Annotated in this window: 27 protein-coding genes and 1 other RNA gene; 18 read left to right on the top strand and 10 right to left on the bottom strand. The window is 67.7% G+C overall.

What is annotated here, in order from left to right:
• Positions 1–136: 136 nt before the first annotated feature.
• The 12 genes from flhA to LV475_RS10375 all read left to right on the top strand — a co-directional run bounded on the left by flhA (position 137) and on the right by LV475_RS10375 (position 12,612).
• Positions 137–2,167: a flagellar biosynthesis protein FlhA gene (flhA, locus tag LV475_RS10430; protein ID WP_250106302.1), complete on the top strand. Its 2,031-nt coding sequence runs from the start codon at positions 137–139 to the stop codon at positions 2,165–2,167.
• A gap of 43 nt (positions 2,168–2,210) precedes the next feature.
• A complete protein-coding gene (flhF, locus tag LV475_RS10425; protein WP_250106274.1) occupies positions 2,211–3,743 on the top strand; it encodes a flagellar biosynthesis GTPase FlhF in 1,533 nt (510 codons plus the stop codon).
• Positions 3,740–4,630 carry a MinD/ParA family protein gene (locus tag LV475_RS10420; RefSeq protein WP_136867554.1) on the top strand — a complete coding sequence of 297 codons (891 nt, stop codon included), beginning with the start codon at positions 3,740–3,742 and terminating at the stop codon, positions 4,628–4,630. The genes flhF and LV475_RS10420 overlap by 4 nt, the downstream gene beginning before the upstream one ends.
• An 11-nt stretch (positions 4,631–4,641) precedes the next feature.
• Positions 4,642–5,349 (top strand): RNA polymerase sigma factor FliA, encoded by a 708-nt coding sequence (locus LV475_RS10415; RefSeq protein WP_247709529.1) that lies wholly within the window; start codon positions 4,642–4,644, stop codon positions 5,347–5,349.
• Between the two features lie 124 nt (positions 5,350–5,473).
• Positions 5,474–5,860, top strand: a complete 387-nt coding sequence (gene cheY / locus LV475_RS10410) for a chemotaxis response regulator CheY (RefSeq protein ID WP_136867556.1) — start codon at positions 5,474–5,476, stop codon at positions 5,858–5,860.
• Positions 5,861–5,869: 9 nt separating this feature from the next.
• A complete protein-coding gene (locus LV475_RS10405) occupies positions 5,870–6,640 on the top strand; it encodes a protein phosphatase CheZ (RefSeq protein ID WP_250106273.1) in 771 nt (256 codons plus the stop codon).
• Between the two features lie 91 nt (positions 6,641–6,731).
• Positions 6,732–8,849, top strand: coding sequence for a chemotaxis protein CheA (locus tag LV475_RS10400; RefSeq protein ID WP_136867558.1), 2,118 nt, complete (start codon positions 6,732–6,734; stop codon positions 8,847–8,849).
• Positions 8,850–8,852: 3 nt separating this feature from the next.
• The gene (locus tag LV475_RS10395) at positions 8,853–9,935 is read left to right on the top strand and encodes a protein-glutamate methylesterase/protein-glutamine glutaminase (RefSeq protein ID WP_136867559.1); all 1,083 of its coding nucleotides are present in this window, start codon (positions 8,853–8,855) and stop codon (positions 9,933–9,935) included.
• Entirely contained in the window at positions 9,932–10,768 is an 837-nt protein-coding gene (locus tag LV475_RS10390; RefSeq protein WP_136867560.1) for a ParA family protein, read from the top strand. The genes LV475_RS10395 and LV475_RS10390 overlap by 4 nt, the downstream gene beginning before the upstream one ends.
• Positions 10,768–11,649 (top strand): chemotaxis protein CheW, encoded by an 882-nt coding sequence (locus LV475_RS10385; RefSeq protein WP_136867561.1) that lies wholly within the window; start codon positions 10,768–10,770, stop codon positions 11,647–11,649. The genes LV475_RS10390 and LV475_RS10385 overlap by 1 nt, the downstream gene beginning before the upstream one ends.
• Positions 11,650–11,677: 28 nt before the next feature.
• The gene (locus LV475_RS10380) at positions 11,678–12,181 is read left to right on the top strand and encodes a chemotaxis protein CheW (protein WP_231505805.1); all 504 of its coding nucleotides are present in this window, start codon (positions 11,678–11,680) and stop codon (positions 12,179–12,181) included.
• Positions 12,178–12,612 carry a DUF2802 domain-containing protein gene (locus LV475_RS10375; RefSeq protein ID WP_136867562.1) on the top strand — a complete coding sequence of 145 codons (435 nt, stop codon included), beginning with the start codon at positions 12,178–12,180 and terminating at the stop codon, positions 12,610–12,612. Before LV475_RS10380 ends, LV475_RS10375 begins: the two co-directional genes overlap by 4 nt.
• 128 nt (positions 12,613–12,740) lie before the next feature.
• Here LV475_RS10375 and aroE read toward each other — a convergent pair whose 3' ends face one another.
• The 5 genes from aroE to rpiA all read right to left on the bottom strand — a co-directional run bounded on the left by aroE (position 12,741) and on the right by rpiA (position 17,448).
• Positions 12,741–13,613, bottom strand: a complete 873-nt coding sequence (aroE, locus tag LV475_RS10370) for a shikimate dehydrogenase (protein WP_136867563.1) — start codon at positions 13,611–13,613, stop codon at positions 12,741–12,743.
• 11 nt (positions 13,614–13,624) lie between these two features.
• Positions 13,625–14,605 carry an alpha-L-glutamate ligase-like protein gene (locus LV475_RS10365; RefSeq protein WP_231505806.1) on the bottom strand — a complete coding sequence of 327 codons (981 nt, stop codon included), beginning with the start codon at positions 14,603–14,605 and terminating at the stop codon, positions 13,625–13,627.
• Positions 14,605–16,179 (bottom strand): inactive transglutaminase family protein, encoded by a 1,575-nt coding sequence (locus LV475_RS10360; RefSeq protein WP_250106272.1) that lies wholly within the window; start codon positions 16,177–16,179, stop codon positions 14,605–14,607. The genes LV475_RS10365 and LV475_RS10360 overlap by 1 nt, the downstream gene beginning before the upstream one ends.
• A gap of 81 nt (positions 16,180–16,260) precedes the next feature.
• Entirely contained in the window at positions 16,261–16,776 is a 516-nt protein-coding gene (locus LV475_RS10355; RefSeq protein WP_250106271.1) for an ATP-dependent zinc protease family protein, read from the bottom strand.
• A 6-nt stretch (positions 16,777–16,782) separates the two neighbouring features.
• Positions 16,783–17,448: a ribose-5-phosphate isomerase RpiA gene (gene rpiA, locus LV475_RS10350; protein WP_250106270.1), complete on the bottom strand. Its 666-nt coding sequence runs from the start codon at positions 17,446–17,448 to the stop codon at positions 16,783–16,785.
• A gap of 164 nt (positions 17,449–17,612) precedes the next feature.
• Here rpiA and ilvA point away from each other — a divergent pair, with 164 nt between their 5' ends.
• Positions 17,613–19,172, top strand: coding sequence for a threonine ammonia-lyase, biosynthetic (gene ilvA / locus LV475_RS10345; RefSeq protein WP_430886875.1), 1,560 nt, complete (start codon positions 17,613–17,615; stop codon positions 19,170–19,172).
• A 71-nt stretch (positions 19,173–19,243) separates the two neighbouring features.
• Here the strand turns inward: ilvA and LV475_RS10340 are convergent, their stop codons facing one another.
• The 5 genes from LV475_RS10340 to LV475_RS10320 form a co-directional block, all read right to left on the bottom strand.
• Entirely contained in the window at positions 19,244–19,705 is a 462-nt protein-coding gene (locus LV475_RS10340) for an EVE domain-containing protein (RefSeq protein WP_250106269.1), read from the bottom strand.
• 24 nt (positions 19,706–19,729) lie between these two features.
• Positions 19,730–20,323 (bottom strand): 5-formyltetrahydrofolate cyclo-ligase, encoded by a 594-nt coding sequence (locus LV475_RS10335; protein WP_156227944.1) that lies wholly within the window; start codon positions 20,321–20,323, stop codon positions 19,730–19,732.
• Between the two features lie 100 nt (positions 20,324–20,423).
• Positions 20,424–20,611, bottom strand: a non-coding RNA gene (gene ssrS / locus LV475_RS10330) — 6S RNA.
• A gap of 70 nt (positions 20,612–20,681) precedes the next feature.
• Complete coding sequence (locus LV475_RS10325; protein WP_156227946.1) at positions 20,682–20,978, bottom strand: cell division protein ZapA; 297 nt, start codon at positions 20,976–20,978, stop codon at positions 20,682–20,684.
• Positions 20,979–20,981: 3 nt separating this feature from the next.
• Positions 20,982–21,200, bottom strand: a complete 219-nt coding sequence (locus tag LV475_RS10320; RefSeq protein ID WP_197039197.1) for a hypothetical protein — start codon at positions 21,198–21,200, stop codon at positions 20,982–20,984.
• A 190-nt stretch (positions 21,201–21,390) separates the two neighbouring features.
• Here LV475_RS10320 and LV475_RS10315 point away from each other — a divergent pair, with 190 nt between their 5' ends.
• Genes LV475_RS10315 through LV475_RS11160 form a run of 5 tightly spaced genes read left to right on the top strand, consistent with a single transcriptional unit; the run spans position 21,391 to position 26,643 of the window.
• The gene (locus LV475_RS10315; RefSeq protein ID WP_197039198.1) at positions 21,391–21,939 is read left to right on the top strand and encodes a UPF0149 family protein; all 549 of its coding nucleotides are present in this window, start codon (positions 21,391–21,393) and stop codon (positions 21,937–21,939) included.
• Between the two features lie 36 nt (positions 21,940–21,975).
• Positions 21,976–23,328, top strand: coding sequence for an aminopeptidase P N-terminal domain-containing protein (locus tag LV475_RS10310; RefSeq protein WP_250106268.1), 1,353 nt, complete (start codon positions 21,976–21,978; stop codon positions 23,326–23,328).
• An 18-nt stretch (positions 23,329–23,346) separates the two neighbouring features.
• Positions 23,347–24,570: an FAD-dependent monooxygenase gene (locus LV475_RS10305; protein WP_250106267.1), complete on the top strand. Its 1,224-nt coding sequence runs from the start codon at positions 23,347–23,349 to the stop codon at positions 24,568–24,570.
• Positions 24,570–25,781 carry an FAD-dependent oxidoreductase gene (locus tag LV475_RS10300; protein WP_250106266.1) on the top strand — a complete coding sequence of 404 codons (1,212 nt, stop codon included), beginning with the start codon at positions 24,570–24,572 and terminating at the stop codon, positions 25,779–25,781. The genes LV475_RS10305 and LV475_RS10300 overlap by 1 nt, the downstream gene beginning before the upstream one ends.
• 4 nt (positions 25,782–25,785) lie before the next feature.
• Positions 25,786–26,643, top strand: coding sequence for a potassium channel family protein (locus tag LV475_RS11160; protein ID WP_250106265.1), 858 nt, complete (start codon positions 25,786–25,788; stop codon positions 26,641–26,643).
• Positions 26,644–26,674 lie beyond the last annotated feature (31 nt).

Below are 26,674 nucleotides of genomic sequence, written 5' to 3'. Positions count from 1 at the left end.
GCAACGACCGATGTCATAACGCCACCGCAGCCAAGAAGAACGCGCCTAGATGAAACCCAGCCTGACCAACTTCAATTTCGCCCGCCTCGGCAACAGCCTGCGCCAGTACCGGGGGCAGGGCATCGGGCCGCCGGTGATGATCATCATGCTGCTGGCGATGGTGATCGTGCCGTTGCCGCCGCTGGGCCTGGACGCCCTGTTCACCTTCAATATCACCCTGTCGCTGATCATCCTGATGGTGGTGCTCTACGTGGGCAAGCCGCTGGATTTCGCAATCTTCCCGACGGTGATCCTGATCGCGACCCTGCTGCGACTGGCACTCAACGTGGCCTCCACGCGGGTGGTGCTGCTCAACGGCCACGAGGGTCCCGGGGCGGCCGGCAACGTGATCGAGGCCTTCGGCAACTTCGTCATCGGCGGCAACTACGCCGTCGGCCTGGTGGTGTTCATCATCCTGATGGTGATCAACTTCGTGGTCATCACGAAGGGCGCCGGGCGGGTTTCCGAGGTCTCCGCGCGCTTCACCCTCGACTCGCTGCCCGGCAAGCAGATGGCGATCGACGCCGATCTCAACGCCGGCATCCTCAACCAGGAACAGGCCCGCGCCCGGCGCGAGGAAATCGCCTCCGAGGCCGACTTCTACGGCTCGATGGACGGTGCCTCCAAGTTCGTCCGCGGTGATGCGATCGCCGGCATCCTGATCGTGTTCATCAACGTGATCGGCGGCCTGCTGATCGGTGTCGCGCAGCACGGCATGCCGTTTGGCAGCGCGGCCGAGACCTACGTCCTGCTGACCATCGGTGACGGCCTGGTCGCCACCATCCCGTCGCTTTTGATCTCGACGGCGACTGCCATCATCGTCACGCGGGTGACCGCCTCGAAGGAGGACATGGGCAAGCAGGTCCAGAACCAGATGTTCTCCGACCCGCGCGTGCTGGGCGTGGCCGCGGGCCTGATGGCCGGCCTCGGCCTGGTGCCGGGCATGCCCAACGCCGCCTTCCTGTTCCTGGCCGCGCTGGCCGGTGGCGGTGCCTGGCTGGTGTCGCGTCGCAAGGCGACCGAGGCGGCCGAGAAGGCGGCCGCGGAGGCCGCCCCGGCGCAGGCCAAGCCCGAGGTCAAGGAGTTGACCTGGGACGACGTGCCCCCGGTCGACCTGATCGGCCTGGAGGTCGGTTACGGCCTGATCCCGCTGGTCGACCGCAACCAGGGCGGCCAGTTGATGCCGCGCATCAAGGGCGTGCGCAAGAAGCTCTCGCAGGACCTGGGCTTTCTGATCTCGACGGTCCACATCCGCGACAACCTGGACTTGAAGCCCAACGAGTACCGCATCAGCTTGAACGGCGTGCCGATCGGCACCGCCGAGATATTCCCCGACCGCGACATGGCCATCAATCCGGGCCAGGTCTCCGGCGACATCAAGGGCATCCAGACCACCGATCCGGCCTTCGGTCTCAAGGCCTACTGGATCGATCGCGGCCAGAAGGAAGAGGCCCAGGCGCTCGGTTACACCGTGGTCGACCCGGCCACCGTGGTCGCCACCCACCTGTCGCAGATCCTGGGTGACAACGCCGCCGACCTGTTCGGCTACGAGCAGGCGCAGCAGCTGCTCGACACGCTCAAGCAAAGCAGTCCGAAGCTGGTCGAGGACCTGGTGCCCAAGACCCTGCCGATGACCACCATCGTCGAGGTGCTGGGGCAGCTGCTGGCCGAGCGGATTCCGATCCGCGACATTCGCACGATTGCCGAAACCTTGACGATCCAGGGGCAGCGCACCCAGGACGTCGGGGAATTGACGGAGAGCGTGCGCATGGCCTTGGGCCGGATGATCGTCCAGCACATCAACGGCTTGGCGCCGACCGTGCCGGTCATCACGCTGGATCCGCAGTTGGAACAGCTCTTGCTTAATAGTACCCAGCGCGGGAATCAGGCCCCCGGAATCGAGCCCGGCCTGGCCGAGCGGCTGCACAAGTCGCTCAAGGACGCGGCCGAGCGTCAGGAGCAGAGTGGCAAGCCGGCCATTCTCCTGGTGGCGCCGCAGATTCGCAGCTGGCTCTCGCGCATGGTCCGGCACTCGATCCCGACGCTCAGCGTGCTGAGTTATCACGAGATACCGGACAACAAAGAAATACGCGTGGTGGCGAGCGTCGGCAACCAGAACGATGGCTGACGACTCGCCCGGACAACCCAACCGCTAAGGGTCTGGTGGATACATGAAAATCAAGCGAATCATCGCCAGTGACATGCGCGAGGCCATGCGTCAGGTACGGCGCGTGTTCGGTGACGAGGCCGTCATCCTCTCCAACAAGCCGGTCTCCGGCGGCGTGGAGGTGATTGCCGCGATGGACTTCGACGAGAAGGCGATCCAGCTGGCGGCCGCGCAGCAGTCGGCCAGCCGGATTGCTGGCGCCTCGGAGCGCCCGGCGGCACGGACCGAACGTGCCCGGCCGGAGCACGCGCCGCGCCCGGCCCGACCGACCGAGCCCGAGCCGGCGGAGGCCGCCGACACCGCCCCGAAGACCACCGCCGAGATGCTCGCCGAGCGCAGCCGCAAGGCGGAGGCCGACCAGGTTGCCGATCGGGCGACCGAGTCGGCCGCGGCCGACGAGGGGGCAGACGCCTCGGCCGGCGGCGAGTCGGATGCCGATCGGGCCGCCTTCTCCGAGGCACTGGCCGCCTGGAGCGAGCAGCTGGCCCCCTCGTCGGCCGAGCCCGACGCGGCCGACGAGCCGGCCGCGCGCTCGACCAAGCGCACGCCCTCGCACTGGGACTGGCTGGTCGAGGAGCAGGGCGAGGCCGAGGGCCGCCTGTCGACGCTGACCGAGGAGGTCGCCCAGCTGCGCGACCTGTTCGAGCGCCAGCTTTCCGTGATGGAATGGCACCGTTTCAGCCAGGCGCATCCGGCCGAGGTGTCCACCGTCCAGCGCCTGCAGGACATCGGCCTGCCGACCGGCCTGGCACGCGAACTGGGTCGCGCCGCGGCACGGGCCCAGCCGGAGCGCGCCTTTGTCGAGGCGCTCAAGATGCTCGGCGAGCAGCTCGAGCACCGGGCCGAAGACCCGGTCGAGGCCGGCGGCGTGTATGCCTTCGTCGGCCCGACCGGCGTGGGCAAGACCACCACGCTTGCCAAGCTGGCCGCGCGCTCGGTCCTGCATCGCGGCCGCGACTCGGTGGCGCTGATCAGCACCGACCGCTTCCGCATCGGCGCCCAGGAGCAGTTGCGCAACTACGCCCGTATCCTTAATGTGCCGTTGCACATCGCCCGGGACGAGACGCACCTGGCGCAGCTGCTCGAGGCCGTTTCCGATAAGCACCTGGTGCTGATCGACACCTCCGGGATGTCGCAGCGCGACTTCCGCATGATGCAGAAGCTCGAGGCCCTGATGGGCGCGGGCGAGGCGGTCAAGCTCCTGCTGGTGCTGTCCGCCAACGCCCAGTACCCGGCGCTCGAGGACGTCAAGAAACGCTTTGCCGGCCTGCCGCTGCACGGCACCGTGCTGACCAAGCTCGACGAGACCGTCCTGCTCGGCGGCGGGCTCGCCGCCCTGGTCCGCCCGCTGGCCGGGGCCGACGGCGAGCCGCACCGGCTGCCGCTGGTCTGCGCCGGCGTCGGTCAGCGCGTGCCGGAGGACCTCTGGTTCCCGAAGGCCGCCGACCTGATCAAGCAGGCCCTGGAAATGGGGCAGTCACAACTCGAACACACCGACCGGGATGATCCGCTGTGGATGCTCAATCAAGCCGGATGACAACCCAACCCGTCAGCGGCCACGACCAGGCCGACGGGGCGCGCCACGCCAACGCCAATCGCCCGGTGCGGGTGATCGCCGTGACCAGCGGCAAGGGCGGCGTGGGCAAGACCAACGTCTCGGTCAACCTTTCCGTGGCACTCGCGCGCAGCGGCGACCGGGTGGTATTGATGGATGCCGACCTGGGGCTCGGCAACGTCGACGTCCTGCTTGGTCTACAGTCCCGGGGCAATCTGTCCCACGTGCTCGCCGGGCAGGCGACCCTCGACGAGATCATGCTCGAAGGCCCCGAGGGCATCGGCATCCTGCCGGCGGCCAGCGGGGTGGCCAGCATGGCCGGGCTGACGCCCGCCGAGAACGCCGGGTTGATCTCGGCCTTCTCCGGCATGCGTTGGCCGGTCGACACCCTGGTGGTCGATTCGGCCGCGGGCATCGCCGACTCGGTGGTGCGCTTCGCCGAGGCGGCCAGCGAGGTGGTCGTGGTGGTCTGTGACGAACCCGCCTCGATCACCGATGCCTACGCGGTCATCAAGGTGCTATCGCGCGAGCACGACGTCACCCGCTTCCACGTGGTCGCGAACATGGTGCGCGATGCCGCCGAGGGGCGGCGGCTGTTCGAGAAGCTCTCGGTGGCGGCCAAGCGGTTTCTCGACGTGACGCTCACCCACATGGGATCGGTGCCGTTCGACGATTACCTGCGTCGGGCGGTGCAGCGTCAGAAGACCGTCGTGCAGCTTTACGGCGGGGCGAAGTCGACGCGGGCGTTCACGGCGATGGCGGACAAGGTCAACCAGTGGCCAGTGCCGCGCGGGCCGCAGGGGCAGTTGCAGTTTTTCGTCGAGCGACTGGTGAACAACGCCGAGCTGGACCCCGAGAACCTGCTATGAATGCACGCGCCATGTATCAGAACGTTCAGGCCGGATCGACCGAAGCACTGGTCGCCAAGCACGCCGATCTCGTCAAGCGGGTCGCCTTCCACCTGCTCGGCCGGTTGCCTTCGCACGTCCAGGCCGAGGACCTGATCCAGGCCGGCATGGTCGGGCTCCTGGATGCCGCGCGCCTGTTCGATGGCGACAAGGGCGCGTCGTTCGAGACCTACGCCGGGCTGCGCATCCGTGGCGCGATGCTCGACGAGGTGCGTCGCAACGACTGGGCGCCGCGCTCGGTCTACCGGCGCCAGCGCGAGATCGCCCAGACCGTGGCGGAGATCGAGTCCGAGACCGGGCGCGAGGCGCGTGATGCCGAGGTCTGCGAGCGCATGGGCATCACCCTCGACGAGTACCACGCCGCACTCACCGATTCCTCCTCGGTGCACGTGGGCTCGCTCGATCACGGCGGCGAATCGGAAAACGAGACCTTCGACATCGCCGATCCCAACAGCCGGCAACCCGACGAGGCGCTGGCCGAGGATCACTTCCAGCGCGATCTCGCCGACTGCATCGACGAGCTCCCCGAACGGGAAAGACTGGTGATGTCCCTGTACTATGTCGAGGAACTCAACCAGAAAGAGATCGGCGCGGTGCTCGGCGTCAGCGAGTCGCGCGTCTGCCAGATCCACAACAAGGCGATCATGCGGTTGAAGACCGCGATGAACGCCTGGAAATAGCCGACCGATACCGCGCCCGTTGCAGCGACGGGCTCAATTATTTCCGGTCGGCGCCGATAGACCCTATCAAGCAACCCGAACAAGGCAACCTGCCTGGTACTGACAAACGATCCCAGGGGCGAAAATGGACCGAAACATGAAGATCCTCGTGGTGGACGATTTCTCCACGATGCGCCGGATCATCAAGAACCTCCTCAAGGAGCTTGGCTTCACGAACATTGAGGAGGCCGATGATGGCCAGACGGCATTGCCGCTGCTTAAGCAGGGCAATTTCGATTTTCTCGTCACCGACTGGAACATGCCCGGCATGACCGGCATCGACCTGCTGCGGGCGGTCCGTGCCGATGCGAACCTCGCCAGTCTGCCGGTGCTGATGGTGACCGCCGAGGCCAAGCGCGAGCAGATCGTGCTCGCCGCCCAGGAGGGCGTGAACGGCTATATCGTCAAGCCGTTCAACGGGGCCACCCTCAAGGAGAAGATCGACAAGATCTTCGAACGCGTCGAATCGTAGGGGCGCGGGATGACTCAAACAGAAGAGCAGGATTTCCAGCCCGTGGTCGGTCGCGAGAAGCGTCTGGCCGATGCCCGCGCGCTGGTGGAAGCGATCGAGAACGAGGATTCGGCCGGTGAGGCGCAACTGATCGGCGAGCTCACGGCTGCCTACTCGGGCAACATCTTCGACGAGGTCGGGCGGATGACCCGCGAGGTGCACGACACCTTGAAGAGCTTCGCCGAGGACGAGCGCCTGGGCGCGTTGGCCGAGGACGAGATGCCGGACGCGCGCGACCGCCTTCGCTACGTGATCACCCTGACCGAGCAGGCGGCCACGCGCACCCTGACCATCACCGAGGAAGCCACGCCCACTGCCGAGCAGATCGTCGATCGCTCGCAGCGACTCAAGGGCGAGCTGGCTAAAGTCGCCGCGAGCGAGGCCGATAACGCTCGCCTGGGCGGCGTGGTCGACTCGATGACGCGTTACCTCGACTCGACCACGAATTGCGCCGAGCGCCTCAAGGGGCAGCTCACCGAGATCATGATGGCCCAGGAATTCCAGGACCTGTCCGGCCAGCTCCTGATGCGGGTGATCGACCTGCTCGAGCAGCTCGAGGAAAAGCTGGTCGGGCTGTTGCAGATTACCGCCCCGGTACGCGGCGCCAAGGGAGAGGACGGCAGGTCCGCCCCGGTCGAGCGGGCCGAGGACGGCGTCGGGCCGCAGTTGCCCAACGCCGGGGACAACGTGGTCAAGAACCAGGACGACGTCGACGACCTACTCGCCAGCCTGGGGTTCTGACCCGGCCGGTCGAGAAAATTGCCCGTCCGGCACGGCCGGGCAGGAACGTGGCGCCCACAGGGAAACGCCACCGAGCGAATGAGAGGCAAGCATGGCATTCGAACCCGACAACGAGCTGTTGCAGGACTTCCTGATCGAGGCCGGTGAGCTGCTCAACGGGCTGGATCAGCAGCTGATCGAGCTGGAGCAGTCGCCCGATGACGCCGACCGGCTCAATTCGGTGTTCCGCGCCTTCCATACCATCAAGGGCGGGGCCGGCTTCCTCGAGGTGCACCCGCTGGTGGAGGTCTGCCACCGCGCCGAGGACATCTTCAACCTGCTGCGCAACCACGAGATCACCATGAACAGCCGCATCATGGACGTGATGCTGCAGGTGATCGACGTGCTCAACGACATGTTCGACGCCCTGCGTGGCGGCCAGTACCCGGAAGACGTCTCCAAGGCCTTCCTCAAGGAAATCGAGGGGCTGGCCCACCAGGACGACGCCCCCGCGCCCGCCGCCCCGGCCGAGCCCGCCCCGAGCGAGGCCTCCGCGCGCGCCGAACCCACCCCGGCCACCGAGCCCATGGCCGACGAGGACGACGCCTTCGATCGCATGCTCGCCGACCTGGATGCTGCCGAGTCGGAATCCCCGTCGGCAAGCGGCGGCGCCGACGACCTGATCAGCGACGAGGAGTTCGAGAGCCTGCTCGACGAACTCCACGGCAAGGGCAAGTTCCAGGCGCCGACGCCGGAGGCGGATGCCGACAACGCCGAGGAGGCGAGCAGCGCCGCGGATTCCGACGAGATCACCGACGAGGAATTCGAGGCGGTGCTCGACGGGCTCTACGGCAAGGGCAAGGGGCCGACGGCCGCGGCCCCCAAGGCCGATGAGCCGGCCGAGGCGGCTGCCCCCGCGCCGTCGCCGCAGCCGGCCGCCGCCAAGAGCGAACCGCCCAAGCCGGCGGCAAAGCCTGCCGAGTCCACCAAGCCGGAGGCCAAGGCCAAGGGCGCCGACGCCCACAAGGCCCCGGTGGAAACCACCGTGCGTGTCGATACCGAACGGCTCGACAGCATCATGAACCTGGTGGGCGAGCTGGTGCTGGTGCGCAACCGCATGAACACGCTCAAGTCGACCTTCGAGAACGAGGAGATCGCCTCGGTCATCGCCACGCTCGACATGGTCACCTCCGACCTGCAGGGCGCGGTGATGAAGACCCGCATGCAGCCGGTCAAGAAGGTGTTCGGCCGCTTCCCGCGGGTGGTGCGCGATACCGCGCGCACGCTGGGCAAGGAGGTCAACCTCGAGCTCGAGGGCGAGGACACCGACCTCGACAAGAACCTGGTCGAGGCCCTGGCCGACCCGCTGATCCACCTGGTACGCAACGCGGTCGACCACGGCATCGAGATGCCGGACGACCGCGAGGCGAACGGCAAGGATCGCGCGGGTACCGTGCTGCTCTCGGCCGCGCAGGAGGGCGATCACATTCGCCTGTCCATCCAGGATGACGGCTCCGGGATGGACGCCGAGGTGTTGCGTCGCAAGGGCGTGGAGAAGGGGGTGGTCGATCCCGACACCGCCGAGCGCCTCACCGACCAGGAATGCTTCGAGCTGATCCTGCACCCGGGCTTTTCCACCAAAGACCAGATTTCCGACATTTCCGGTCGTGGCGTGGGCATGGACGTGGTCAAGACCGCGATCACCAAGCTCTCGGGCACCATCAGCATCGACTCGGTGCAGGGCGAGGGTACCCAGATCAACATCAAGGTACCGCTGACGCTGGCGATCCTGCCGACGCTGATGGTGATCGTCTCCGGTCGCAAGTACGCCATCCCGCTGTCGGTGGTCAACGAGATCTTCGAGATGGCCGACAAGGAAGTGAACGTGGTCGACGGCCAGTCGACCATCACGGTGCGCGACCGCGCCGTGCCGCTGTTCCGCATGACCGACTGGCTGGCCCTGCGTGGCGAAAAGCCGGGCACGCGCTGCGAGACCGACCAGGTGGTCATGGTCCAGCATGGCGCGCAATTGATGGCCCTGGTGGTCGACTCGGTCATCGGCCAGGAAGAAGTGGTGATCAAGCCCTTGGGCGAGCTCCTGCGGGTGGTCGACGGGTTTGCCGGCGCGACCATCACCGGCGACGGACACATCGCCCTGATCCTCGACCTGCCGGGCATGGTGCGCCGCAACACCGGCCGTGGTCGTCAACGCCTGCGTTCGGTGGCCTGACCGATGCCGATCCGCCTTCTGATCGTCGACGACTCGCTGTTCTTTCGCCGTGCGCTGCGTGAGGTCTTCTCCAGCGACCCGCGCCTGGAAGTGGTGGGCGAGGCGTCAAACGGCCGTCAGGCCGTGCTCAAGGCCTGCGAACTCAAGCCCGACATCATCACCATGGACGTCGAGATGCCGATCATGGACGGCATCTCGGCGGTGCGACGGATCACGGATCGTTGCCCGACCCCCATCCTGATGCTCTCGGCCCTGACCAAGGCCGGGGCCGAGGCCACGCTCGATGCGCTGGATGCCGGCGCGGTCGACTTTTTTCCCAAGAACGGCGACGACCCGGAGGATACGCTGGCCCGCTCCGGGCGGCGGCTGTGCTCGCGGGTACGTATGCTGGCGCTGCGCTCGCAGCGCGAGTCCGGCTCCGGGGGGGCTGGTGCCGGGGCACGTTCGGAGACCCCTCCGGCGGCTTCCGAACCGCGACAACGCGGCGGGCGAAGTGCGCCCAGCGGCTTTCTCAGCCGCCAGGGCCTGGTCGTGATCGGTGCATCGACCGGTGGCCCGGCCGCCGTGCCGGCCGTGCTCGGCAAGCTGCCCACGGACTTTCCGGTGCCGATCGTGATCGCCCAGCACATGCCCGGCGCCTTCACCGGCCCGTTCGCCCAGCGGCTGAACGACTCCATGCCGATCCGCGTGATCGAGGCCTCCGACGGCGAGGTGCTCCGCCCGGGCACCGCCTACGTCATCCCGGGTGGCAAGCACGGCGAGCTCGCCGGACGGCACGGTGCCTACAAGCTCAACCTGCGCGCCCCGGTTGCCGATGAACACTACCGGCCGAGCGTCAGCCTGGCGTTTTCCTCGGCCGCGCGCGTGGCCGGGGACGACCTGCTGGCGGTGGTGCTGACCGGCATGGGGGACGACGGCGCCGAAGGGGCGCGTCAGGTCACTGCGGCGCGCGGTCATGTCTGGGCGCAGGATCAGGCGACCAGCGTCATCTACGGGATGCCGGCGGCCGTGGCCAAGGCAAACCTGGCCGAGTCGATCCTGCCCCTGGGGCAGATCGGCGCGGCGATCGGAGGGGCATTGCGATGAAGATCTGGGCCGTAGCGAATCAGAAGGGCGGGGTGGGCAAGACCACCACCAGCGTCAGCCTGGCCGGGCATCTCGCCCGCGAAGGCAAGCGGGTGCTGCTGGTCGACCTCGACCCGCACGGTTCCATGACCGTCTACTTCGGCATGGAACCCGAGGCCCCGGGCGCGAGTGTCTACTCGCTGTTCAAGTCGGCCGCCGAGGGCCAGCCGCTCGACCCGGCCCGCGTGGTGCACCCCACCGCGTTCGACGGCATCAGCCTGATGCCGGCCTCCACGGCGCTCGCCACGCTCGACCGTCAGCTCGGCATGCGTGACGGCATGGGGCTGGTGCTCAAGCGCTCGATCGACCGCATCCGCGACGACTATGACTACGTCCTGATCGACTGCCCGCCGATCCTGGGCGTGACCATGGTCAATGCCCTGGCGCTGGCCGAGTTCCTGATCGTGCCGGTGCAGACCGAATTCCTCGCGCTCAAGGGCCTCGAGCGGATGCTGCGGACCTTGGCGATGGTGCAGCGCTCGCGCCGGCAGCGACTCGAGTACGTGATCCTGCCGACCATGTTCGACCGTCGTACGCGGGCCTCCCACGACACGCTGCGCATCCTGCACGATCGCTATCACGACGACGTCTGGACCGACGTCATCCCGATCGACACCCAGTTCCGCGAGGCGAGTCGCCAGGGCAAGCCCTTGCCGATGATCCAACCGGACGCCCGCGGCAGCGAGGCGTACAAGCAGTTTCTCCACTGGCTGGAAACCCACGTCGGGGGGCAGGCGATGGCGCCCGCCGCCGAGCTGGGTGCCAGCGGTGCCCGTCTGCAGGAGTCCCGCTGATGGCCGCCGAAAAGCAGCATGACAGCCGGCAGTCGATCGTCGATCAGGACGCCGCGATCACGGCCTACCTCGACGGGCTGCTGCGTGACCCCGAGGCCGATGGCCAGCCCGAGGCCAGCGCACCCCGTCGTGCGCCCGGGCTCAAGGTGATCAACGTGCCGGAGGAAGCCCCGGTCGCCGCCGACGCCACCCCGGCGCCCGCCGCCCCCGTCGAGCAGCCGGCCGACGAGGGGGAGACCGGCGCGGCCAGCGACGTGACTGCCGAGTTCGACGACGTTGCCGAATCCGACCTCCTGGAGGCCGCCGGTGCCGAATCTCGTCCGATGGAGGCCGAGTCGTCCGTGGAGACGATGGACGAGGCGTCCGCGCCCGTCGAATCGGCTGCCGCGGAGACGACGAGCGAGCCCGCGACCGCCGATCATGAGCCGGAAGCCACGGCTGTCCCGGCCGAGCCGGTGCAGGACGACCGCTGGGCCTGGCTGCGCGTCGGTGGCATGACCATGGCCGTCCCGGCCGGTGCCGTGGCCTCGCGGCACGCGGACCCCGTGCTGGATCCGGTCCCGGGCGCGCCGGCCCACGTGGCCGGTGCGCTGAACGTCGACGGGCGTCCGCGCCTGATCCTGTCGTTGGCGACGCTTACCGGTCTGCGCGAGCGAGACAATGCCGCGCGCGAGGTCTTCCTGCTCGGCAAGGGCGGCTTGTGGGGCGTGGTCGGTGAACGTGTCGATCAGCCGCCCGCATTGGACGACGAGGCCGTCGAGTGGCGCAGCGAGTCACAGAAAGCGGGTCGCCGTCCGTGGCTTTCGGGCACGGCGTCGGCGATGGGTGTGGCCGTGCTCGACGAAACCGGCCTACGCGCGGCGCTGCGAGCGTCTCGGTGATCCAGGTGACCCAAGAGGTGAACACAAGATGAATCAAGCGATGGAAAAGACCCGGACCGCGGAAGAGTACGACGAGGAACTCGAGGCGCAGGACCAGGGGCCCTTGTCGCGCTGGGTCAACTTCACCGTCGATGACGAGACCTACGCCCTGAACGTGCTGGACGTCCAGGAGGTGTTGCGCGACGCGGAGATCACCCCGATTCCCGGGGCCCCGGACGCCATCATTGGCATCATCAACCTGCGCGGCAACGTGGTGACCGTGGTGGACGCCCGCACCTTCTTCGGCCTCGAGGAAAAGGCCTGGGACGAGAACAGCCGGATCATGGTCATCGAGGTGGCCTCGGGCGAGATCGTCGGCCTGGTGGTCGACAGTGTCGCCGAGGTAATCGCGCTGCCGCAGACGGTGGTCGATCAGGCCATGATGGCGGTCGCCGATGACCGGGCGCGACATATCCTGGGCATCGTGCCGCAGGACGAGAAATTGATTATCCTTGTCGACATGAAGAGTCTCTCCGAAATCTCGACCCCATGACCCTGCCGCCCCTCTGGCTTGCAGCCGCCGCCCTGGTCCTCGGCCTGATCGTCCTGTTGGTCACCCTGTCCCTGCATCGCGGGGTCAAGCGGGCGCAGCTGACCCGAGAGCGGTGGTTCCAGACCCAGCTGGAGCGCCTCGAACGGGAACATCGCGGTCTCGAGTCGGCACTGGCCGGTTTCGGTCGGCACATCGATCAGATCGACGAGCGCGTCGAGACACTCGGCGAACGGATTACCCAGCTCAACGCGCGCATCGATGCGGTGGCGGCCGACGACGATCAGCCGGGCTTCGGTCATGCGCTGCGACTGGCCTCGCAGGGACGGGTAAGCGTCGACGAGCTGATCGAGGACTTCGGCCTGTCGGAGAGCGAAGCGCGGCTGCTGATGCAGGTCAATCGGCCGGAAGAGGATCGCCGCTTTTCGCCGTGATGCGGGCTCCGTCGCTCCGCTCGTCGGCGGATGACAGGCAACAGACGAAAGAAGGCCCGCCAATCTGGCGGGCCTTCTTTCGTTGGGGTCAGGGAAACCCGGCGGGGTTTCCTGGGATGGTGTGTCCGTCAGTCCTCGGCCTCGCGCTCGGCGGCCGCGCGGATCGCCTCGCGCAGCAACTCGCGCACCGGGGCCGTGTCCGGGCGCTTGCCGTGCCAGAGGGTGAAACTCTCGGCCGCCTGCTCGACGAGCATGCCCAGTCCGTCCAGGGCACGCCCCCCGCGCGATGCGCCCCATTCCATGAACACCGTCGGCTTGGCGCCGTAGGCCATGTCGTAGGTCACGGTGCCCGAGCCGACCAGGGCGTCCGGCAGCGGGGGAAGCTGCGCCGTCAGGCTGGCCGGTGTGGCATTGATGATCAGGTCGAAGCGGGATTCCTCGATGCCCGCCAGCGGACAGCCGGAGAGCAGGCAGTCGCCGGCGGCGTCGCTGAATTCCTCGACCAGGCCGTAGGCCCGTTCGGGGTTGCGGTTGGCGACCACCAGCTCCTGGGGCGCTTGTTGCAGGAGGGGGGCAAGCACTCCGCGCGTCGCCCCACCGGCGCCCAGGATCAGCAGGCGACGGCGGGTGATCTCGACCCCATGGAAGGCGAGATCGTTGACCAGGCCGACGCCATCGGTGTTGTCGGCGTAGATCGGCTCGTCGCCGGACTCCGGGAAAACCAGCGTGTTGGCCGCCAGGGCCCGCTGGGCGCGCTCGCTGTGTGTCGTTGCCAGGTCGAAGGCCTCCAGCTTGAACGGCACGGTCACGTTCATGCCGCGACCGCCGCGCTCGATGAAGGCGGCCACGGCCTCCTCGAAGCCGTCGATCGGCGCCCAGATCTTCTCGTAGGTCAGCTCGATGCCAACCTGACGGGCGAAGGCGCGGTGGATCAGCGGGGATCGCGAATGCTCGATCGGGTTGCCGATCACGGCGTACAGCGCTGGCGTGTTGGTGGCCATTGGGGTCCGGGTCACAGGTTCATGGGGGCGAGGTGCTCGCGCGACCAGGCGGCCCGTTCGGCCGCCGTTTCATCGCGCGAGAGGTGGTCGACGTGCTGGTCGACGCGCTCGATACGGTGACGCAATCCCTCGCCGTTTGCAACCTGGATGGAGAGCCCCGGACGGGCGTTTAGCTCGAGGATCAACGGCCCCAGCTCGCGGTCGAGGACCACGTCCACGCCCAGGTAGCCAAGCCCCGTCATGTCACTGCATTTGGCGGCCATTTCCAGCAGTGACTGCCACTCGGGAATCGCCACGCCGCTGATTGGTTCGCGGGTGTCCGGGTGGTGGGTGACGCGCCGGTTGTGGGCAACGCCGTCGAGGGTGTGGCCACCGGCCATGTCCACCCCGGCGCCGATCGCCCCCTGGTGCAGGTTGGCCTTGCCGTCGGACTGAGTGGTGGGCAGCCGCACCATCGCCATCAGCGGGTAGCCCCGGTAGACGATGGTGCGGATGTCCGGCACGCCCTGGAAGCTGATCTTCTCGAACAGCGGCGAGAACTTGACCCGGTACTCGATCATCGCGACATCGGGCCGCCCGCCGAGGCTGTAGGCCCCGGCCAGGATGTTGGAGATGTGCAGGCCGATCGCGTCGATGCCGATCGCCCGCCCCGAGCTCTTGCGGTAGACCAGCGGCTTGTCCGACTGCTTGCCGTCGATCACCAGGATGCCGTCACCGCCGGCGCCGTTGGCCGGCTTGATCACGAACTCCTCGTGCTCGCCTACCCACTTGGCCAGCTGCTTGATCTCGTGGGTGCTGCGGATCACCCCGTAGAGGGCCGGGACCCGGAGGCCGGATTCCTCGGCCAGCTCCTTGGTCAACAGCTTGTCGTCGACCAGCGGGTAGTAGCGGCGCTCGTTCATCTGGGCGATGAACTCGCCGTTGCGCTGGTTCATGCCCAATACCCCCAGCTCCCTGAGCCGGCGCGGGGAAATCGGCCAGTCGATCGCCATCAGCGTGGCTCCCCCGGCCGATCGTTTCCGGTCGGCTCGGGGCGGCGTGCCTGCGCGAGCGTCTTGAAGGCGCGGAAGCGGAACAGCTCGGTGAGTCGGTAGCCGGTGTAGCGACCGATCAGCAGGGTGAAGGCGAGCACCACCAGCAGCAGCTCGGGGAAGACGAAGAACAGATGGGTGACATAGGCGTTGACCATGACCAGGTAGGCCAGTGCCGCGACCACCAGGGAACCGGTTGCCTGCGCCAACGCGTCACCGGGGCCGTGTTCCTCCCAGACGATCGAGACCCGCTCGATGGTCATCGCCAGGATCACCATCGGGAACAGCCCGACCGACAGGCCGATGTCCAGGCCCAGGCGATGCGAGACGATGCTGATCAGCGCCATCAGCAGGATCACCACGATCACCACCGCGGCCAGTCGCGGCACCAGCAGCAGCTTGAGTCGCTCGAGGTAGAAACGGATCGCCAGGCCCAGGGCGACGATCAGCGTGAACAGCACCACGCCGCCGACCAGCTGCGTCTCCCGGAAGGACAGCGCGATCAGCACCGGCATGAACGTGCCGAAGGTGCGGATGCCGATCACGTTGCGCAACAGCACGATAATTAGGGCGCCGAGCGGTACCAGCAGCAGGATCCGGTAGGTGTTCTGCGCGTCGATCGGCAGGTCGAGCAGCGAGAAATCCATCAGCCGGGACTCGGCAATGGTCGATTGCAGCTGGGCGGTCTCCACGGCGTCACGCAGGTTGCGCGTGGTCGCGAAGGTGAGCTCCACGTCCTCGAGTCCCGAGGTGGTCAACGCCGGCTGGTCGCCGTGCCACCAGACCAGGAACTGGCGTGGGTAGCCGACGGTGCCGGTGCGCGGGTCGATCGGTACCCAGCGACGCGAGTTGTGGACTTCGAGCCAGGTCGTCGGCGTGAGATTGCGGCCCTCGTCGGTCAGCATGACCCCATGGGACATGCGCGCCGGGATGCGCGCGATGGCGAGCAGGCGGATCGCGAGCCGGGTGCGTTCGGTCTCGGTGGCGTCCGGCTTGAGGAACGCGGCGATGTTCTCGTCCGGGCGACTGGCGTTGACCTCCTTGACCAGCAGGGTGGCGAAGGTCTGGATGTCCGCCGAGCCGGCACGGATGTCCTCGACAAAGGATTCCGCGGCCGACTTGAGGGGCTCCTCGAGCTTGGGCGGCGCGGCCGGTCCGGGGTAGGGCGAGGGCTGGATCTCTTCCTGGTCGCGGTAGACCGTTGCCTGGTAGTACAGGGTCTGGTTGCCCTCGGGGTTGCGCTTGGTCCAGACCGCCTCGCGTTGCCGGTCGCTCGACTGGGTGGTCAGACCCCAGCCGCGCGAGACGAAACCCTCGTCGAGCAGGGTGTAGTGAGGCGGGTCGCTGGGCAGGGCGAAGCGGACCGAGGCCGGGGCCGTGCCCGGGTCCACCGCGATCTGTGCCTCGACCGTCCAGGTCTCCGTCTCGCGGTCCGGCGTCAGGGGAAAGCCCAGCGTGTCGTACTTGTACCAGGCGACCGAGAGGCCGACAGCGGTCAGCAAAAGGACGACGAACAGTAGGTGAAGGCGTCTCATGATCGCGGGCAGGGCTCCGACGGCGGGTTAGCTTGGTTCAAGCGGTGGACGGGTGACGGACGGGGCCCGCCGCCGTCCGGGTCACTCGCAGCTTGGCTCACGGGTGTCCTTGACCGCCGAGTCCACCAGCACGTGACCGGCCAGGTGGTTGCGGCCGACCAGCAGTGGGTAGTTCCATTTTTCGCGGTTGGTCAGGCTGACTTCCTCGCTGATCAGGCGATCGCCGATGCAGAGGTCGAGCTCGACCACGTAGCGCTCCTGCGAGTCCTTGCCGTGGCGCTTGATGTGCACGATGCGGGTCACGGGCTCCTCGAGCTGCTGATCTTCCTCGGTGTCACGGTTGACCACCGTGAAGCGCACCCAGTCCTCGCCGTCCTTCTCGAACTTCTCGATCTCGCGCGCATCGATCGACGAGGTGGTCGCGCCGGTGTCGAGTTTGCCGCGCATGTTGCGCTCGAGTTCCATCACGCGCACGTCCTCGATGTAACCGAAGATCTGCTTGTGCGTGTCGTCGTCTGCCTGGACCGGGACGGCCAGCAGGCAGGCCAGCATGGCCGCGCCGATCGTCCCGGTACCTGTGATTCGATAGCGATTCATCAGCGATTACCCGTCGATCTTGCGAATGTCGCCGTCCGCCGTGCCGAGGATCAGCACGTCGGCCGGGCGCAGCGCGAAAATGCCGACGGTTACGACGCCGGGCAGGTCGTTGAGTTCCGTCTCGAGCTTGGCCGGCTCCATGATGCGCAGGTTGTGCACGTCGAGGATCTGGTTGCCGTTATCGGTGACGAAGCCGTCGCGGTAGACCGGCTGGCCGCCGCGCTTGACCAGTTCGCGGGCGATCATGCTGCGCGCCATCGGGATGACCTCGACCGGCAGCGGGAAGGCGCCCAGTACGTCGACGAGCTTGGTCTCGTCGGCGATGCAGACGAACTTCTTGGCCATCTGCGCGATGATCTTCTCGCGGGTCAGCGCACCGCCGCCGCCCTTGATCAGCTGCAGGTTTTCGTTCGACTCGTCGGCGCCGTCGATGTAGACCGGCACGGAGTCGACGCTGTTGAGGTCGAACACCTCGATGCCGTGCTCCTTGAGACGCTTGGTGCTGGCCTCGGAGCTCGAGACCGCGCCCTCGATGCGGTTCTTGATCTTGGCCAGCTCGTCGATGAAGTAGTTGACCGTCGAGCCGGTGCCCACGCCGACGATGCTGCCTGCCGGTACGTACTCGATGGCGGCCTGGGCGGCCAGCTTCTTGCCTTGCTCGGTGTTGCTCATTCCAAAGTCACTCTAGTCGGGATGGGGCCAACGGGGCGGCTCGACGCCGCGGGTCCCCAAAGGTTTGTTCCGGGCATTGCCCCTGGGATTACCCCAGGGTTTTCCGGGTTTCTGATAACCTCTTATCCTATATCACTCGCGCCGTTTGGCGGGCAACAGCCCCGATGTCGGCGCCCAATCACCCATCACGAGGTGCGGACTTGACGCCCCTGTTGCGCGACTATCTCGAGGCGATCCTCAAGGCCCGGGTCTACGACGTGGCGATCGAGTCGCCGCTTGAACCGGCCATCCAGCTTTCCGAACGCATCGGCAACCGGGTGCTCTTGAAGCGCGAGGACATGCAGCCGGTGTTCTCCTTCAAGCTGCGTGGCGCCTACCACAAGATCCACAAGCTCTGGCGCGAGGGTCGCCTCGGTGGCGGTGTGATTGCCGCCTCGGCCGGCAACCACGCCCAGGGCGTGGCGCTGGCAGCCCAGACCCTCGGGCTGCGCGCGGTGATCGTCATGCCCGAGACCACCCCGGCGATCAAGGTCGATGCCGTGCGTCGCCGCGGTGCCGAGGCGGTGCTGGTGGGCGATGCCTTCGACGATGCCTTCGCCCACGCCAAGACGCTGATCGAGTCCGAGGGGCTTACCTACATCCCGCCCTACGACGACCCCGACATCATCGCCGGGCAGGGCACCGTGGGCGCGGAAATCCTGCGCCACCACCCCGATCCGATCCACGCGATCTTCGTGCCGGTCGGCGGTGGCGGGTTGATTGCCGGCGTGGCGGCCTACGTGAAGGCCCTCCGCCCGGAGATCCGCGTGATCGGCGTCGAGCCCGAGGATGCCGCCTGTCTCGCCGCGGCGATGGCGGCCGACGAGCGGGTGATCCTCGAGCAGGTCGGCTTGTTCGCCGATGGCGTGGCCGTGCGCCAGATCGGCGAGTACCCCTTCGAGGTGGCGCGCGAGGCGGTCGACGAGGTCATCACCGTGGATACGGACGAGATGGCCGCGGCGATCAAGGACATCTTCGACGACACCCGCAGCATCAACGAGGCGGCCGGGGCGCTCGCCACCGCCGGGCTCAAGCGCTACGCCCGCGAGCGGGGCCTGACCGGCGAGACCCTGGTCGCGATCGCCTCCGGGGCGAACATGAACTTCGACCGGCTGCGTTTCGTCGCCGAACGCGCCGAGATCGGCGAGCACCGCGAGGCGCTGTACGCGGTCACGATCCCCGAGCGGCCGGGCGCGTTCCTCGCCTTCTGCGAGCTGCTGGGGCGGCGCCAGATCACGGAGTTCAACTACCGTTACGCCGATGCCGACCGGGCGCATATTTTCGTCGGCATCAAGCTCGCCGAACAGGCCGACCGCCAGCGTGTCTACGAGCAGCTTTGCGCGGCCGACTACCCCGTGATCGATCTCACCGACAACGAGATGGCCAAGCTGCACGGGCGGCACATGGTCGGCGGGCACGCGGGCGATATCCGCGACGAGCGCCTGTTCCGCTTCGAGTTTCCCGAGCGTCCGGGGGCCCTCTTGAAGTTCCTCTCCCACCTGGGGGCGCGCTGGAACATCAGCCTGTTCCACTACCGCAACCACGGTGCCGACTATGGCCGGGTGCTGGTGGGCATCCAGGTGCCCGAGGCCGAGGTCGACGAGTTGACCACCTACCTCGAGCAACTGCGCTATCCCTATTGGGCGGAGAGCGACAACCCGGTCTACCCGCTGTTCCTGGCGTAGGCCGGGGCCGACAGGGGCAAAAAGAAACCGCGCCGAGGCGCGGTTTTTTCGTTTCCGTGGAGCGGGGCGTGTCAGCCCTGGTGCTCGAGGGACAGGATGTGCTCCCACTGGTCCTCGGTCACCGGCATGATCGACAGGCGGTTGCCGCGGCGCACCAGCGGCATCTCCTCCAGGGCCGGGTCGGCCTTCAGTTCGGTCAGCGGGATCACCCGCTGGGTGTGGCGAACGTACTTGACGTCGACCAGCAGCCAGCGCGGCTTGTCCGGGTCCGACTTGGGGTCGTAGTACTTCTCGTCGGGGTCGAAGGCGGTGGAGTCCGGGCGCGCCTCGCTGACGATGTCCATGATGCCGACGATGCCCGGTATCTTGGTGTTCGAATGATAGAAGAAGGCCCGGTCGCCCGGCTTCATCTCGTCGCGGATCATGTTGCGCACCTGGTAGTTGCGGATGCCGTCCCAGGGTTCGGTGCCGACGCGCTTGAGATCGTCGATGGAAAAGGCGTCGGGCTCGGATTTCATCAGCCAGTAGGCCATGGGATTACGTCTCCTATTCGGGTGTCAGTCGGGCGATCGACGGGCGTCGATCACGCCGGTGTCGGTGACCACGTAATCGAGCGGCTGGTCCCAGGGGTCGACCGGCAAGGAGTCGACCTCCTGGCAGGCGAAGGCCACGCCGATCGCCAGCGGTCGACGGCCGTGACGTTGGGCCAGGGCCCGGTCGTAGAAACCCGCGCCCATCCCGAGGCGATTGCCGTGGGCATCGAAGCCGACCAGCGGGATCAACAGCGCGTCGAGACTGTTGAGGCCCCGCTGGCGCGGATCCGCGGACTCGATGATGCCGAAGCGGTTGGTGCGCGGCAGGCGTCGGCGCGAGCAGGCGGACTTGGGATCGGCGTGATGGAAGGCGAGTCGATGGTCCGGCAACACCCGCGGCAGCCAGATCTGGCCCCGGTGGCGCTTGAGCCAGCCATCGAGTTCGGGCTCGCCATCGAAGGCGCAGTAGGCGGCGACCGACGTGATGGAAAGCCCGCGGGTCAGACGTTCGAGTCGGTCTTCCAGTCGGCGGGTGGCCTGGAATCGGGGAAAACCGCCCAGCGCCTTTCGGCGCGAGCGCAGGGCTTTTCTCAGGGCGGCTTTCTCGGGTTTCAGCATGATTCAGGCAAAAAAGGCCCGCACGAACTCGATGCCATCCCGGCTCGTCGAGCCTTGCGTGAACAGCGGAATCGTACTCGTGCAGACCTGTCGGTGTGAGGTGTCTTCCAGGGCGCCGCTGGCGGCGCTACGACCTTGAACCGGAAGGTTCAAGTCGGGGGCTCCGCGCGGCTCATTAGGCTTTCCGCGCGAGGCGCGGACGTGCGCACAGAACCGTTTTGTCGCCCCCTGTGTCGCAATTTAAGGCTCAAGGGATTGAGCGCCACCTGGCGAACGTCCCAGAAGACTGCCTTCATGCTAGGGCTGGAGCCCCAAGCTTTCAAGGACTGTTGTGTCGCCAGGCAATCCGTTCGCCGGCTCAGTGCTGTTCCATGGCCTCGAGCAGGCGGTCGATGCGGCCGGCCAGTTCGCCGTTGTCGAGATCGGCCGGCAGCTCGAGTTCGCGTCCCTCGAGCAACTGGCGGGTGATGTTCAGTGCGGCGAGTACCGCGATTCGCTCGGTGCTCAGCACCTTGCTGGTCTTGCGGATCTCGGCCATCTCGTCGTTGAGATACTCGGCCGTGCGCAGCAGCATGCCCTGTTCTTCCGGCGGACAGACGATGCGGTAGTCCTTTTCCATCACGCGGACGGTGACGGGGCGGTTCGGCTGGCTCATGGGTCAATCCTCGCGTTGGGTCTCGGCGGCCTCGTTCTCAAGACGCCGCAACTGGCCTGCCAGTTCCTCGATCCGGTCGTGGCTGTGCTCGATCAGCCGGCGCAGCTCGCGGTTTTCCTCGGCCAGTGATGCCGCCTGCGCGCGCAGTTCGCCGCGCTCGGCATGGGCTCGCTCCGCGGCGGCGAGCAGTCGTTCGATCTTGTCGGCAAGCCCTTCGGCCATGATGTCGAATCTCCGCGTGAAACGCCCCTGTGCATCCGTCGGGATGCCGGGCGGGATGACGAGTGGGCGAGAGCCCCGAAGTCCGGCGAAAGTCTATCATTTGGACAGCGTAGCGGTGACAATGTGCGGATTCACGGGCTCCGGCCGCGACGACCTCACACGAACCGGCGAACAGGCAACGGGACGCGTAATGACCGAATATCAACGACTCCAGCAGGCACTCGACTCCATTGGCGCGCTGGCGAATCCGGCCGAGGCGCACGGGGTGCTGATCGGCATGTGGATCGGCGGTGGGCCAGCCGAGCAGTCGCGCTGGCTGGCCGAACTGGTCGAGGAAGATCAGCCGCCGCAGACCGTGCCGGATGACCTGTCCGGGCTCTACCAGCGCCTGGTCGAGCAGGTCACCACCGCCGACAACCTCGGCCTCGACCTGGTGCTGCCCGACGAGGAGGCCAGCCTCAAGACGCAGGTCGAGGGCTTGATCGATTTCGCCCAGGGCGTGCTTTACGGTTACGCGATCGAGAACGGTCCGGCCCGCCGGGCGCTGGGCGACGAGGCCCGTGAGGTCTTCGACGACCTCGGCGATATCGCCCAGCTCGATCCCGAGTCGGTCAAGACCGAGAACGATGCCTTCGATATCCACCAGATCGAGGAGTACCTGAGCTCCGCGTTGCTGGTGATGTACCTGCAGCTGCACCCGCCGGTCCCCGAGACCGCCGGCTCGCAGCGCCTGCAGTAGTCCGACGATCCATCATTCCCGACGACGAGCGACCCCATGCAATTGATCGGCCCTTCCCCGACCGAGCGCCGTGAATACCAGCGCCGCCGCAAGCGCCTGAGCAAGGCGATCGGCAAGCGCAGTGCCGCCATCGTGCCGGCGGCGGTGGAACAGCAGCGCAACCACGACAACCCGTGGCCGTTTCGCCAGTCGAGTGATTTCTACTACCTCACCGGCCTGGCCGAGCCCGATGCCCTGTTGCTGATCTGCCCCAAGCGTCCCGAGGGCGAGGTGATCGCCTTCGTCCAGTCACGCGACCCCGAGCGCGAACGCTGGGAAGGCCCGCAGCTGGGTACCGAGCGGGCGCCGGCGGTGCTGGGTATCGACCAGGCCTTCGACATCGAGTCGATCGACGAGCGGCTGCCCGAGCTGCTCAAGGGCTACACCAAGCTCTACCTGCCGTTCGACGAGCACGACTGGGTGGTCCGCGCGCTGGGCTGGTTCGACGAGCTGCGCCGCGGTGCGCGGGCGGGCGTGCAGCCGCCGCAGACCCTCAAGGACGTCGCCGGTCCGATCCACGAGCAGCGCCTGATCAAGTCCGCGCAGGAGATCGACCGGCTGCGTCGGGCGTGCGCCGTGTCGGTCGAGGCGCACCTGGCCGCCGTGCGCGGCGTGCATGCCGGGCTATTCGAATACGAGATCGCCGCGATCCTGCAGAAGGTGTTCGCCAGCGCGCACGGCGAACCGTCGTTCGCGCCGATCGTCGCCGGTGGGTCGAATGCTTGCGTGCTCCATTACCGGGCCAACGCCGCCGAGCTCAAGGACGGCGAACTGGTGCTGATCGATGCCGGCGCCGAGGTCGACTACTACGCCGGCGACATCACCCGCACCTGGCCGGTCAGTGGCACCTTCAGCAAGCCGCAGCGCGCCCTCTATCAACTGGTACTCGACGCGCAACTCGCCGCGATCGAGGCGATCGGTCCCGGCGTGTCCTTCGATGCCCCCCATCAGGCCGCCGTGCGCGTGATCACGGAAGGACTGATCGATCTCGGGCTGATCGAGGGGCCGGTCGACGAGGCGATCGAGGCCGGTCGCTATCGCGCCTACTTCATGCACCGCACCGGCCATTGGCTGGGCTCGGACGTCCACGACGTGGGCGGCTATCGCGTCGATGGCGACTGGCGCGAGCTCGAGCCGGGCATGGTGATGACCGTCGAGCCGGGCATCTACGTCGATCCGCAGTCGGAGGCGCCCGAGGAATACCGCGGCATCGGCATCCGCATCGAGGACGACGTGCTGGTGACCGAGGACGGCTTTGAGGTGCTCACCCGCGGGGTGCCCAAGGAAATCGACGCGATCGAGGCCCTGTTCGCCGGGCGCCGCGACCCGGTCAGCGAGCCCATCGAGTAGAACGGGAGTGATCCGAGCATGACCCGCGACGTGGCCGACCGCCCCCAGGAGTTCGATGCCGACGTGATGATCGTCGGTGGCGGCATGGTCGGCGGTGTGCTGGCCCGAGCCCTGGCCGCCGACGGTTGGTCGGTGGAGGTGGTCGAGCCGCGCCGTCCCGACGAGTCGGCCAGCTTCGACCGCCGCCTGACCGCGGTGGCCGATGCCGGCTGGCAGTATCTCGACACGCTCGGACTGGTCGATGCGCCGCTGGCGGCGGCCGCCGAGCGCATCCGCGAGGTGCGGGTGTTCGACCGCGGTCACTTCGGTCTGACCCGGATCACCGCCCGGTCGGCCGGCGTCGAGGCGCTGGGCTACGTCATGCCCAACCGGGCGCTGGGCGAGCGGCTCGAATCCCTGCTTGACGGGCCGCCGGTGGGCGAGGGCAGCGTTCGGTACCATCGCCCGGCGCGATATCGACGTCACGCAACCGATGCCGACGGCGTGAGCGTCGAGATTCACCACGACGATGACGGAACGCTCACCCGGCGCGCGCGCCTGGTGGTGGCCGCCGACGGCGCGGAGTCGGCGGTGCGCGAACGGGCGGACATGGCTGTCACGCGTCGCGAATACGACCAGGTCGCCACGGTGGCCACGGCCATGCCCGCGCGTGCCCACGACGGGGTGGCCTACGAGTGCTTTACCACCGGCGGACCGCTGGCGGTGCTGCCCGCGGCCGGCGGCCGGGTGTCGCTGGTCTGGGTGGCCCGCCGCGCCGAGGCCGAACGGCTGGCCGGACTCGATGACGCGGCCTTTGGCGAGGCGGTGGACGAGGCCTTCGGCCATCGCCTGGGCGGCTTCTCGGGGCTTTCCCCGCGCGGTCAGTACCCGCTCACCCTGGTGACCGCGAACGAGCCGGTCGCCGATCGGCTGGTGGTGCTGGGCAACGCCGCTCACGCCCTGCACCCGGTGGCCGGCCAGGGGTTCAATCTCTGCCTGCGAGACATCCGCGATCTCGCCCGGGTGTTGCGTGCCGACCGCGGTGCCCCGGTCGACCCGGGCGATCCGGCGCGGCTCGAGCGCTACCGCTCGCTGCGCGCGGCCGACTATCGACGCACCATCGGCCTGACTGACGGGCTGGTACGCGGCTTCTCGCTGGACCTGCCCGGTCTCGGTCACCTGCGCGGCGGGACCCTGTCGTTCTTCGACGGCCTGCTGCCGTTGAAAAACCGCCTGGTGCGCGCCACGCGGGGGATCGCCTGATGGCCGCGACCACCGGGCGACACCAGGGTCGATACCACGCGGACGTGATCGTGGTCGGCGGCGGCATGGTGGGTGCCGCCACGGCCGTGGCGCTGGCGCAGGAGGACCTGGAGGTCGCCCTGATCGAGCGCGAGCCGCCGGCCCCGCTGGGTGGGGATGATCCGTTCGATTTGCGGGTCTCGGCCCTGGCCCCGGCGAGCATCGCGCTGCTCGACCGGCTGGGCGCCTGGCCGAGCATTCGCGCCGAGCGGGCCGCGCTCTATCGACGCATGCGCGTCTTCGACGCCGCCGGGCCGGGTGACCTGACCTTCGATGCCGCCGAGGTGGGGCGCCCCTATCTGGGTTACATCGTCGAGAACCGGCGGGTTCAGCTGGCCCTGTGGGAACAGTTGCGCGAGTTCGACAACGTCGAGTGCTTCACGGGCAGCCAGCCCCAGCGTCTCGAGGTGGGTGAGCGCGACGTCACCCTGACGCTTGCCGACGGCCGCGAGTTGCGTGCCGATCTGGTCATCGGGGCCGACGGGCAGCGTTCCTGGGTGCGCGAGACCGCGGGCATCGGTGCGGCCAGTCGCGATTACCCGGTCGCCGCCCAGATCCTCTCGGTCGAGACCGCCTACCCGCAGCAGGACATCACCTGGCAGCGATTCACCCCCGACGGCCCGCAGGCCTTCCTGCCGTTGGCCGGCCACCGCGGCTCGCTGGTCTGGTACGACGCCCCCGAACGGATTCGAGCCCGACATGCCCTGTCGCCCGAGGCCCTGGGCGAGGCGGCGATGGTCGCGTTTCCCGACGAGCTCGGCGAGATCACCCGGGTGGCCGGCCAGGCCTGGTTCCCGATCCGGCGGATGCACGCGCATCGCTACTGGGCCGATCGGGTGCTGCTGGTCGGTGATGCCGCCCACTCGATCCACCCGCTGGCCGGGCAGGGAGCGAACCTCGGTTTTGCCGACGTCGAGGCCTTGGCCGACGTCGTGCGGGAGATGGGCGATCGCGGTCTCGGCGATGCGCGCCTGGCGCGCGCCTACGAGCGTCGCCGGCGCGCGGACAACCAGCTGGTCCAGTCATTGATGGATGGTTTCGACTGGGGGTACCGCCGTGTCGATCCGTTGACGGTCGCCGCGCGCACGGCCGCGACCCAGCTGGTCGCCGGCGTGCCGCCGCTGCGTCGCTGGATGACGCGGATGGCCGGCGGCAGCCGACTGGGGTCGTGAGGCGGTGAGGGAAAGCCTCGAAAAGCGCAGCGCCCGGGCCCTCATCCATTGGGGGCTGGCGCTCACTAGGGTGCTCGGGATTGCCGGCGTGGCGGATTTCGAGCGTCAGACCGCACGCCGCTGGGGGACGCGGCTGGAGATGCCGCTGCTGCTGATCACCTTCTGGATCCCGTTCCAGTGGTACCTGGTGCACACCGGGGACATGGACCCGACCGACGGATTCTGGATCGACCAGCTGATCTGGGGGTTCTTTCTCGTCGAGCAGGTGGTCCTGCTCTCCACCGTTCGTGATCGTGCTTTCTATCTCAAGACCAATTGGCTGATGGTGGCGGTGGTGCTGCTCGGCCTGCCGCTGATCCTGTTCGAGGCAGTCGCGTTCTTGCTCGGTCTGCGCCTGTTGCGCGGGCTGCTGGTCGTGATCACCGCTCTGCGCCTGGGTCGACGCTACTTCCGCGAGCTTGGCCGGCACGTATTCTTCGCCATCAGCCTGATGACCGCCTTCCTGATTGTGCTGGGCGGGGCATTGATGCCGATGGTCGAGCCGGAGACCTTTCCCGAGTTCAGCGACGGGGTCTGGTGGACGCTCGTGACGCTGGCGACGGTCGGCTACGGCGACTACGTGCCGGTGAGCGACACCGGTCGGATGATCGGGCTCGGGTTCGTCGCCATCGCGGTGATCTGGATGAGCCTGATCAGCGCCTCGATCGCCGCCTTCCTAGTCGGCCTGCGCATGGAGGCGAACGCCGAGGAAGACGAACAGGTCGATCGCCACATGATCGAGCGGCTCGAACGGATCGAGTCCCTGCTCGAGGACATGCGGCACGACCGGCCGAGCGAGGGTCAACGGGGCGACGAGAAATAGCGCGTGACCGGTCGGAGGGCAGCCGGTCCGC

The organism is Guyparkeria hydrothermalis (genome assembly GCF_023555375.1).
Taxonomy (GTDB): domain Bacteria; phylum Pseudomonadota; class Gammaproteobacteria; order Halothiobacillales; family Halothiobacillaceae; genus Guyparkeria; species Guyparkeria hydrothermalis.
The sequence above is the reverse complement of the archived record's forward strand: the minus strand, read 5'-3'. Positions and strand labels throughout refer to the sequence as shown.